The 8,153-nt window shown below is 66.0% G+C and carries 12 protein-coding genes; 6 read left to right on the top strand and 6 right to left on the bottom strand.

Annotation, left to right across the window (positions count from 1 at the left end; all coding sequences use genetic code 11):
* A partial coding sequence (locus ACREE8_RS15725; protein ID WP_431573956.1) for an NAD(P)(+) transhydrogenase (Re/Si-specific) subunit beta occupies window positions 1-146 on the top strand: 146 nt, incomplete at its 5' end.
* Between the two features lie 341 nt (window positions 147-487).
* Here the strand turns inward: ACREE8_RS15725 and rpsU are convergent.
* Window positions 488-691, bottom strand: coding sequence for a 30S ribosomal protein S21 (rpsU, locus tag ACREE8_RS15720; protein ID WP_151119368.1), 204 nt, complete (start codon window positions 689-691; stop codon window positions 488-490).
* 210 nt (window positions 692-901) lie between these two features.
* Window positions 902-1,534, bottom strand: coding sequence for a glutathione S-transferase family protein (locus ACREE8_RS15715; protein ID WP_431573955.1), 633 nt, complete (start codon window positions 1,532-1,534; stop codon window positions 902-904).
* A gap of 156 nt (window positions 1,535-1,690) precedes the next feature.
* On the opposite strand from ACREE8_RS15715, the gene def reads away from it, so the two are divergent.
* Entirely contained in the window at window positions 1,691-2,242 is a 552-nt protein-coding gene (gene def, locus ACREE8_RS15710; protein ID WP_431573954.1) for a peptide deformylase, read from the top strand.
* A 3-nt stretch (window positions 2,243-2,245) separates the two neighbouring features.
* Window positions 2,246-2,902 (top strand): COQ9 family protein, encoded by a 657-nt coding sequence (locus ACREE8_RS15705; RefSeq protein ID WP_431573953.1) that lies wholly within the window; start codon window positions 2,246-2,248, stop codon window positions 2,900-2,902.
* Between the two features lie 227 nt (window positions 2,903-3,129).
* Here ACREE8_RS15705 and ACREE8_RS15700 read toward each other — a convergent pair whose 3' ends face one another.
* From ACREE8_RS15700 to ACREE8_RS15690, 3 genes are all read right to left on the bottom strand, one after another.
* On the bottom strand, window positions 3,130-4,251 hold the full coding sequence (locus ACREE8_RS15700) for a 5-(carboxyamino)imidazole ribonucleotide synthase (protein WP_431573952.1): 1,122 nt from the start codon (window positions 4,249-4,251) through the stop codon (window positions 3,130-3,132).
* Window positions 4,248-4,757, bottom strand: coding sequence for a 5-(carboxyamino)imidazole ribonucleotide mutase (purE, locus tag ACREE8_RS15695; protein WP_431573951.1), 510 nt, complete (start codon window positions 4,755-4,757; stop codon window positions 4,248-4,250). The genes ACREE8_RS15700 and purE overlap by 4 nt, the downstream gene beginning before the upstream one ends.
* A gap of 152 nt (window positions 4,758-4,909) precedes the next feature.
* Complete coding sequence (locus ACREE8_RS15690) at window positions 4,910-5,110, bottom strand: YdcH family protein (RefSeq protein ID WP_431573950.1); 201 nt, start codon at window positions 5,108-5,110, stop codon at window positions 4,910-4,912.
* Between the two features lie 222 nt (window positions 5,111-5,332).
* On the opposite strand from ACREE8_RS15690, the gene ACREE8_RS15685 reads away from it, so the two are divergent.
* Both ACREE8_RS15685 and ACREE8_RS15680 read left to right on the top strand, forming a co-directional pair.
* A complete protein-coding gene (locus ACREE8_RS15685; protein ID WP_431573949.1) occupies window positions 5,333-6,412 on the top strand; it encodes an ATP-dependent 6-phosphofructokinase in 1,080 nt (359 codons plus the stop codon).
* Window positions 6,413-6,422: 10 nt separating this feature from the next.
* The gene (locus ACREE8_RS15680; RefSeq protein WP_431573948.1) at window positions 6,423-6,923 is read left to right on the top strand and encodes a TIGR02444 family protein; all 501 of its coding nucleotides are present in this window, start codon (window positions 6,423-6,425) and stop codon (window positions 6,921-6,923) included.
* 236 nt (window positions 6,924-7,159) lie between these two features.
* Here ACREE8_RS15680 and ACREE8_RS15675 read toward each other — a convergent pair whose 3' ends face one another.
* On the bottom strand, window positions 7,160-7,816 hold the full coding sequence (locus tag ACREE8_RS15675; protein WP_431573947.1) for a UbiX family flavin prenyltransferase: 657 nt from the start codon (window positions 7,814-7,816) through the stop codon (window positions 7,160-7,162).
* A gap of 83 nt (window positions 7,817-7,899) precedes the next feature.
* On the opposite strand from ACREE8_RS15675, the gene ACREE8_RS15670 reads away from it, so the two are divergent.
* Window positions 7,900-8,067 carry a YdcH family protein gene (locus ACREE8_RS15670; protein ID WP_431573946.1) on the top strand — a complete coding sequence of 56 codons (168 nt, stop codon included), beginning with the start codon at window positions 7,900-7,902 and terminating at the stop codon, window positions 8,065-8,067.
* Window positions 8,068-8,153 lie beyond the last annotated feature (86 nt).

Genomic DNA, 8,153 nt, shown 5'->3' with positions numbered 1-8,153 from the left:
AGGCCAAGACCGTGCTCTTCATCAAGCGCTCGATGGCCTCGGGCTACGCCGGCGTCGACAACGAGCTCTTCTTCCGCGACAACACGATGATGCTGTTCGGCGACGCGAAGAAGGTCACCGAAGGCATCGTGAAGGCGCTGGGGTAGAGGTCTCGAGAGCGGCGCGCTTCGCTTCCTTATCCCTCGCCCTCACGAAAGTGAGGGCGAGGGATACGAAGAATTAGGCCGCGGGCGACGGCCCGCTACTTTGAGTTTGATCGCCGGCGTAGCCGGCCTGCGAAGCGGAGACTTACTCGGAGCTGGGTGAGGGTGTGCCTGCAGGAAAGGGCCCACCTCACCCTACCCTCTCCTCCCGCTTCGCGGGCGGAGAGGACGGAGCTTTCTGAAGCGCCGGTTTCGTTCTTCGATCATCGCCCAAAACAAAAACGGCGCCGCCCCCAGGGCAGCGCCGTTTTGTATTCCTGGATCCGCCGAAGCGGGGCGTCGGCTTAGTAGCCTTCGCGCTCCATGCGCTTGCGCAGCAGCTTGCGGTGGCGGCGGACCGCTTCCGCCTTCTCGCGCGCGCGGCGCTCGGAGGGCTTCTCGTAGTTACGGCGCATCTTCATCTCGCGGAAGATACCCTCGCGCTGCATCTTCTTCTTGAGCGCGCGCAGGGCCTGATCGACGTTGTTGTCACGAACGAGAACTTGCAAGGACGCCTCTGCTCTCCAAACGGGGACAAAAAATAACGGGCCGGGTCGAATTCGAACCAGCTGAGGGGCGGGTGTATAACAGAGTTTCCGGCGAGTGTGAACCGTTATCGCACAAGGCCTTAGCGCGTTTTGGCGCAGCGCCGGGCCGTTCCTGTGTCGCCCGGAATCGATTGAATAACAACAGGTTGCGGTTCGGGTAGCGCGCTGCCCCTAGAGGTCGCGGCTGGCATGAGGATCGATCGAATAATCATAACGGGTCGCGAGATGGCCCGGGAGCCCGGCGACTCGTGCTTTCCAGGCCCGGAAGGCGGCAAAGGGGCCCAGATCGAACCCGCCTTCCTCGGCCCAGGCGCCGTAGGCATAGATCGCGATATCGGCGATCGAATAGCGGCCGGCGAGGAAGTCATGGGCTGCAAGATGCCGGTCGAGGGTCTCGAGCGAGCGGATCCCGCGCTGGCGCCGGGCGGGCACGCCCGCGGCGTTGCGCTCCAGCTTCCCGGTGAGAGTCCAATAGCGCAGGCTGCCGATCACCGGCTCGACATAGTTCTGCTCGAAGAACAGCCACTGCATCACCTTGGCCCGGCCGAACCGGTCGTCCGGCAGATAGGCGGTGCCCTCCGCCAGGTAGCCGAGGATGGCGTTCGATTCGGCGATGGCGCGCCCGGGCGCCACCTCCAGCACCGGCACCGTGCCGCCGGGGTTGAGCACCTGGAACTCGGGCTTGTGCTGCGCGCCCTGGAAGATCTCGACCATCTGGTGCTCATAGGGGAGATCGAGATGGGCCAGGAGCTGGCGCACCTTCCAGCCATTCTGCGACGCGAGATGGTCATAAAGACGGAGCATGGCACGGGGTCTCGGCTGCTGTGGCGACGGGAAGCGCGTCAACCCTAAGGAAGGGTCTCGCTAAAAAACATCCGGTTCTTGCGGGCCCGATTTCTTGCCCCGCCCGCGACAGCACCCATACTTTCGCGGCCGGCCTCCATCCCCCATATTAGCACCATGGCCATTCTCAAGATCGCCCGCATGGGACATCCGGTTTTGCGCCGCCCCGCCGAGCCGGTGGCGGACCCGACCGCGCCCGAGATCAGCCGGCTCGTTGCCGACATGCTGGAGACGCTGGCCGATGCCGGCGGCGTCGGGCTGGCGGCCCCGCAGGTGCATGTCCCCTTGCGCGTCGTGATCTTCGAGGTGCCGCCCCATCGCGCGGGCGAGGGCGGCCCTGTGCCCATGACCTGCCTGATCAATCCGGTGATCGAGCCGCTCGAGGAGGAGAAGGCGCTGGGCTGGGAGGCCTGCCTCTCGGTGCCGGGCCTGACCGGCGTGGTGCCGCGCTGGCGCCATATCCGCTATCGCGGCCTCACCCTCTCGGGCGAGACGATCGAGCGCGAGGCGCGCGACTTCCATGCCCGGGTGGTGCAGCATGAATGCGACCATCTCGACGGCACGCTTTATCCGCAGCGCATGACCGACCTGTCGCTGCTCTCCTTCGTCGAGGAGATGAAGCATGGCGCGCCGCCGATCCAGGCCACCGGCATGCCAGGCGAGGATTGAGCCATGAAACCGGATGACGCCAATCGCGATGTCTATGTGGCGCTGCTGCGAACCGTGCTGCGCCATGTGCCCTTCGACGGCTGGAGCCCCGCCGCGCTGAAAGCCGGGGCCGCCGATCTCGGGCTCGATCTGCCCAAGGCGCTGCTGCTGGTGCCGGGCGGCATGACGGAGCTGGCGGCGCTCTTCCATGAGGAGGCCGACCGCCAGATGCTGGAGGCGCTGGCCAGGCACGATCTCGCAGCGCTCAAGATCCGCGAGCGCATCGCGCTCGCCGTGCGGCTGCGGCTCGAGCCCTGGAACGGCGATCGCGAGGCGGTCCGCCGTCTGCTGGGTTTCCTCGCCCAGCCGCAGGAGGCGCCGCGCGCGGCCAAGCTGCTCTACCGTACGGTCGATGCAATCTGGCACGGCATCGGCGACCGCTCCACCGACTACAATTTCTACACCAAGCGCGCGCTGCTCGCGGGCGTGGTCAGCAGCACCGCGCTCTACTGGCTCGACGACAAGTCGGCGGGCTGCACGGAGAGCTGGGCCTTCCTCGACCGTCGCATCGCCGACGTGATGAAGATCCCGCAACAGATCGGCCGCGCGAAGAAGCTGTTCGAGAAGCTGCCGGACCCGGCGCGGATATTGCGACGCTTAAGGCGCGGCAATGCGGCCTAGCGGAGATTCTCACGCCCCCTCCCGCAAGGGGCTACGGCATTCACACATCTACTTCGCAAGCTCGAATTTCGTTCGGTTATTTCTCTTTCGGTACTTCCCGATTCCGAAAAGAATCGGGCGGGGTCGTGATTCCTTCCGATTTGAATCGGCGGCAGAGATGTGTGAATCCGGTAGCCGCAAGGGGAGGGGGCGTGAGTTTTCCCTTTCTCTCGCCCTCGGATCTTCGTTTACCGCTTCGGCGTGAGCCGCGTCACGTGGCCCATCTTGCGGCCGGGCTTGGGCTCCGCTTTGCCGTAGAGATGGAGCTTGGCGCCGGGTTCGGCGAGGATCTCCTTCCAGCCCAGCACGTCGTCGCCCAGCAGGTTCTTCATCACCGCGTCCGAATGGCGCTCGACCGAGCCCAGCGACAGGCCGCAGACGGCGCGCATGAACTGCTCGAACTGGCTGGTGATGCAGCCATCGATCGACCAATGGCCCGAATTATGCGGGCGCGGCGCCAGCTCGTTGACCAGCACCTCGCCGTCATTGGTCACGAACATCTCGACCGCGAGCAATCCGATCAGCCCCAGCTCCTCGGCGATATGCCGGCCGATGGCCTCCGCGCGCATGGCGACGGTGGGCGTCACGCGCGCCGGCACGATCGTGGTGTCGAGGATGTGATGGCGATGCTGGTTCTCGACCGGCTCATAGGCGACGACATTGCCGTCGAGCGCGCGGGCGACGATGACCGAGATCTCCAGCCGGAAATCGACGAAGGCCTCGAGGATGCCGATCGAGGCGCCCATCCTGCTCCAGGCTTCGTCGAACTTGCTGTCGGCGTCGATCCGCACCTGGCCCTTGCCGTCATAGCCGAACTGCGCCGATTTCAGGATCGCCGGGTGACCGATCTCGCGCAGCGCCCGTTCCAGGCTTTCGGCCCGTGCCACTTCCATATAGCGCGTGGTCGGCACCTTGATCGAGGCGAGGAAGTCCTTCTCGCGCAGGCGCTCCTGGCAGATATGGAGCACGCGCGGCGCGGGGCGCGTCGGCTTGAGACGTGCCAGCGTCTCGGCGGTGCGGCTCGGCACATTCTCGAACTCGAAGGTGACGACATCGACCGCGGCGGCGAAGCGCGCCAGCGCCGCCTCGTCTTCGTAAGGCGCGATCGTCGACGCGTTCGAGACATAGGTCGCGGGATTGTCGCCGGGCGGGCAATAGATATGGGTCTTGAAGCCGAGCCGGGCCGCGGCCATCGCCGCCATGCGGCCGAGCTGGCCGCCGCCGAGAATGCCGACGGTCGATCCCGGCGCGATCACCTGGCCCTTGTCGGCCGAGGCGGTGGCACCTTTCGCGGCGTGGTTGCTGCTCATCGCGTGCTCGGCACGTCCATGGTCGGCCGTTCGGCGACCGCGGCGGTGCGTGCCTCGCGCCAGGCCTCCAGCCGCTTGTCGAGGCGCTTGTCCATAAGCGCCACCACGGCGGCGGCGAGGAGGGCGGCATTGACGGCGCCGGCCTTGCCGATGGCGAGCGTGCCCACCGGCACGCCGGCCGGCATCTGGACGATCGAGAGCAGGCTGTCGAGCCCCTTGAGCGCCTGGCTTTCCACCGGCACACCCAGGACCGGGAGGGTGGTCATGGACGCCGTCATGCCGGGCAGGTGGGCGGCCCCGCCGGCGCCGGCGATGATCGCCTTCAGGCCGCGCTTCTTGGCGCCCTGGGCGTAGCTGTAGAGGCGCTTGGGGGTGCGATGGGCCGAGACGATCCGCACCTCATGGGGCACGCCCAGCTCGTCCAGCGTGCTGGCGGCGTGGCGCATGGTGTCCCAGTCGCTCTGGCTTCCCATGATGATGCCGACCGACGGTGCCGTCTTGGCCATGCGCGTTTCGCCTCGCTCCCCAGATCCCGGCCCCTTGATTCCAACCGGGCCCCGCCCCGGCGGGAGCGCGACATTATAGGGGGGAGGGGTGGGGTGGCAAGGCGCGGAACTGCCGGGGATTCCTGGCGTTTTGACCTGATGGTCAGACCGTTCTACGCGATGATGTCGGGGAGAAGCTGGCTTTCCAGCTTGATGATCTGGTCTTTCAGCGCAAGCTTGCGCTTCTTCAACCGCTGGACCTGCAGCTGGTTGAAAGGCGCGGTCGTCTGCAACTGGGCGATGACGTCGTCCAGATCGCGATGCTCGCTGCGCAGCTCTTCGAGCCGGCGGCGCAAATCCTCTTGCCCCAACATCCAGGCTCTCCGGTGCAGGCGGGATGGTCCTGAGTATAGTCGAGCCCGACCGCGGATACTACGCATCCGGCCGGCGCCAGCGTTGCGACCTTTCTACCGATTGGCCCGCCTTGCACAGTTCACCGCCATCCCCGACATTCATTAACCAAGATTGCGTTCCCAGACTCGGCGGCCTGTGATCGTTCGGGATTCCATGACGCCCATCAGGGAGGCTCCCCGCGCATGATCAAGCGAATCGGAATTCTCACCAGCGGCGGCGATTGCGCCGGGCTGAATGCCGTGCTGCGAGCCGTGGTGCTCCATGCCGTCAGCAACAAGGGCTGGGAGGTGATCGGGTTGCATCAAGGGACGGCGGGGCTGATGGCCCGGCCGGTCTCGGCCGAACGGCTCGATCCCTACACCATGACGACGGTTCTGCTGCGCCAGGGCGGCACGGTGCTCGGCACCACCAACCGCGGCGACCCCTTCGCCTTTCCGATGGCGGACGGGCATACGGTGGACCGGTCCGAGGAGGTAATCGAGGGCTATCGCCTGCTCGGCCTCGATGCGGTGATCGGCATCGGCGGCGACGGTTCGTTCCAGATCCTGCGGCGGCTGGCCCAGCAGGGCGGCCTCAATCTCGTCGGCATCCCCAAGACCATCGACAACGATCTGGGGCTGACCGAGATCTCGGTCGGACACGACACCGCCGTGCAGGTGGCGACCGAGGCGTTGGACCGGCTGCAGCCGACGGCCGCCAGCCATGATCGCGTCATGATCCTGGAGGTGATGGGGCGCGATGCCGGCCATATCGCGCTCTCCGCCGGCATCGCCGGCGGCGCCGACGTGATCCTCGTTCCGGAGATTCCCTATCGCATGGAACGGGTCGCGGCGAAGATCGACGACATCAAGCGGCAGGGCCGGAATTTCGCGCTGGTGGTGGTGGCCGAAGCGGTGCCGACGGAGGCCGGCGACACCGTCACGCGCGTCCATGTCGGCGGCAAGGCCACCTATGGCGGCATCGGCCATCATGTGAGCGAGAGGCTCGCGGCCCTCACTGGCGCCGAGACCCGCGTCACGGTGCTGGGCCATCTGCAGCGCGGCGCACCGCCGGACGCGCGCGACCGCGTGATCGCGCAGGCCTTTGGCGTGCACGCCGTCGATCTGATCGCCGCCGGCAAGTTCGACCGCATGGTGGCCTGGCAGAACCGGCGCGTCATCGACGTGCCGATCCTGGAGGCGATCGAGCGCAATCAGGTGGTCGATCCGGACGGCACGCTGGTGCACACTGCGCGCGGCCTTGGCATTTCATTCGGCGATTGAGGACGCGATCATGGGTACGGATGTTGGACAGGGATTCTGGCAATTCAGCCTGGCGCATTACGGCAAGCCCGGCCTGTCGCCGGCGGTGATCGGCCTGCAGGACCGGCTCGGCGCCGACGTCAATCTGCTGCTCTATGGCTGCTGGGCGGCGGCCGAAGGCCGCGCGCTCGGCGATGCCGACATCGCCAAGGCGGAAGCCTCGATCCAGCTCTGGCGCGAGCAGGTGGTGGAGCCGCTGCGCGCCGTGCGCAACCGCCTGAAGCAGGGCGTGGCGCCGGTCCCGACCGAAGCCGGCATGGCCCTGCGCAAACGCGTGCTCGACGCCGAGATCGCGGGCGAGGAACTGGCGCAGAACGCGCTGGCGGCCCTGCTGCCGCAAGCGACGGCCGCCGGGAATCCCGCCGCCGCCGCGCGCAGCCACATCGACCGCTATCTCGCTCGTCTGGCGAAGCCATTGGGTGGAGAAGATCAGGCGGCGGTGGAGACGCTGATCAAGGCGTGTTTTGGGTGAGCTTGGAAGATACAGACGCAGCTTGTCCCCTCCCCCGTCTTGCGCTATCGGATTCACACATCTCAAAAATCGACTCTGCATCAAGGCCTTACGGTTGCCTCAGCATGGGAAGACTTGGACGTTCTGCTTTGATGCGACCTTTGAAATGACTCATCTTTTTCTTGTCCGGTGGCGCGCTCGGATGAGATGTGTGAATGCCATAGCCTGAAAAGGGGGAGGGGACAGACGTTACTGCCTCAATCTTCCTCGATCTCGCCGATGCCGCGCGTCTTGCGCGAGCGCGGGCTGAGCGGCGGGCCGTGCCAGCGCTTCACGGCGCCGGTCTCCAACCCGAAGAGATCGCAGACCCGGCCGACGCTGTGATCGACCATCTCCTCGATCGTCTTGGGCCGCGCATAGAAGGCGGGCACCGGCGGCGCGATGATGGCGCCCATCTCGGAGAGCGCCGTCAGATTGCGCAGATGGCCCGTATGCAGCGGCGTCTCGCGCAGCATGAGCACCAGGCGGCGGCGTTCCTTCAGCGTCACATCGGCGGCGCGCGTCAGCAGCGACGAGGTCACGCCGGTCGCGATCTCCGACATGGTCTTGATCGAGCAGGGCGCGATCACCATGCCCAAAGTCGGAAAGGAACCGCTCGAGATCGGTGCCGCCATTTCGTTGATGCCGTGGGTCGCATCGGCCAGCGCCCGCACCTCCGGCACCTTCATGTCGGTCTCGTAGGCGATGGTGAGCTCGGCCGCGCGCGAGATCACCAGATGGACCTCAACCGGCAGGGGTCGCAGCGCCTGCAGCATGCGAATCCCCAGGATGGCGCCCGACGCGCCGCTCATGCCGACGATCAGCCGGGTCGGGGGGCTCTCTACCGCGGATTCCTTGGGGTTTCGCCGAGTCATGCCGATCTCGTTTACAACCGCCTCAAGGCGGCGTTAGCATTGCTTTATTGATCGGCCTCGGAAACCGGAAAGGAGGTACTCGCATGTCCGCAATGGAACATGTCGAAGCACTCAAGACGAAGCATTCCGACCTCGATAAACTGATCGCCGAAGAAGAGTCCCGACCGCATCCGGATGATATCCGGATCAACGAACTTAAGCGGCAAAAGCTCAAAATCAAAGACGAAATCAATCATTTGGCTCATCACTGACGACGCACTGACGCCGCCGTCGAGCCGGATTTCGTCCGCTGCCTGACCTGACCTGGGCTGCAGGCGGCAGGGCTTCGCTCGAATCC

It is taken from the genome of Hypericibacter sp. (assembly GCF_050729195.1).
Classification (GTDB): domain Bacteria; phylum Pseudomonadota; class Alphaproteobacteria; order Dongiales; family Dongiaceae; genus Hypericibacter.
Note: the sequence above shows the minus strand (reverse complement) of the source record. Positions and strands in the feature narration are given on the sequence as shown.

Excerpts from the sequence above, each read along its gene's own strand:
- ACREE8_RS15715 (WP_431573955.1), bottom strand. The coding sequence starts at position 1,534 with ATGCTCCGTCTTTATGACCATCTCGCGTCGCAGAATGGCTGGAAGGTG.
- def (WP_431573954.1), top strand. The coding sequence starts at position 1,691 with ATGGCCATTCTCAAGATCGCCCGCATGGGACATCCGGTTTTGCGCCGC.
- ACREE8_RS15705 (WP_431573953.1), top strand. The coding sequence starts at position 2,246 with ATGAAACCGGATGACGCCAATCGCGATGTCTATGTGGCGCTGCTGCGA.
- ACREE8_RS15700 (WP_431573952.1), bottom strand. The coding sequence starts at position 4,251 with ATGAGCAGCAACCACGCCGCGAAAGGTGCCACCGCCTCGGCCGACAAG.
- purE (WP_431573951.1), bottom strand. The coding sequence starts at position 4,757 with ATGGCCAAGACGGCACCGTCGGTCGGCATCATCATGGGAAGCCAGAGC.
- ACREE8_RS15690 (WP_431573950.1), bottom strand. The coding sequence starts at position 5,110 with ATGTTGGGGCAAGAGGATTTGCGCCGCCGGCTCGAAGAGCTGCGCAGC.
- ACREE8_RS15685 (WP_431573949.1), top strand. The coding sequence starts at position 5,333 with ATGATCAAGCGAATCGGAATTCTCACCAGCGGCGGCGATTGCGCCGGG.
- ACREE8_RS15680 (WP_431573948.1), top strand. The coding sequence starts at position 6,423 with ATGGGTACGGATGTTGGACAGGGATTCTGGCAATTCAGCCTGGCGCAT.
- ACREE8_RS15675 (WP_431573947.1), bottom strand. The coding sequence starts at position 7,816 with ATGACTCGGCGAAACCCCAAGGAATCCGCGGTAGAGAGCCCCCCGACC.
- ACREE8_RS15670 (WP_431573946.1), top strand. The coding sequence starts at position 7,900 with ATGTCCGCAATGGAACATGTCGAAGCACTCAAGACGAAGCATTCCGAC.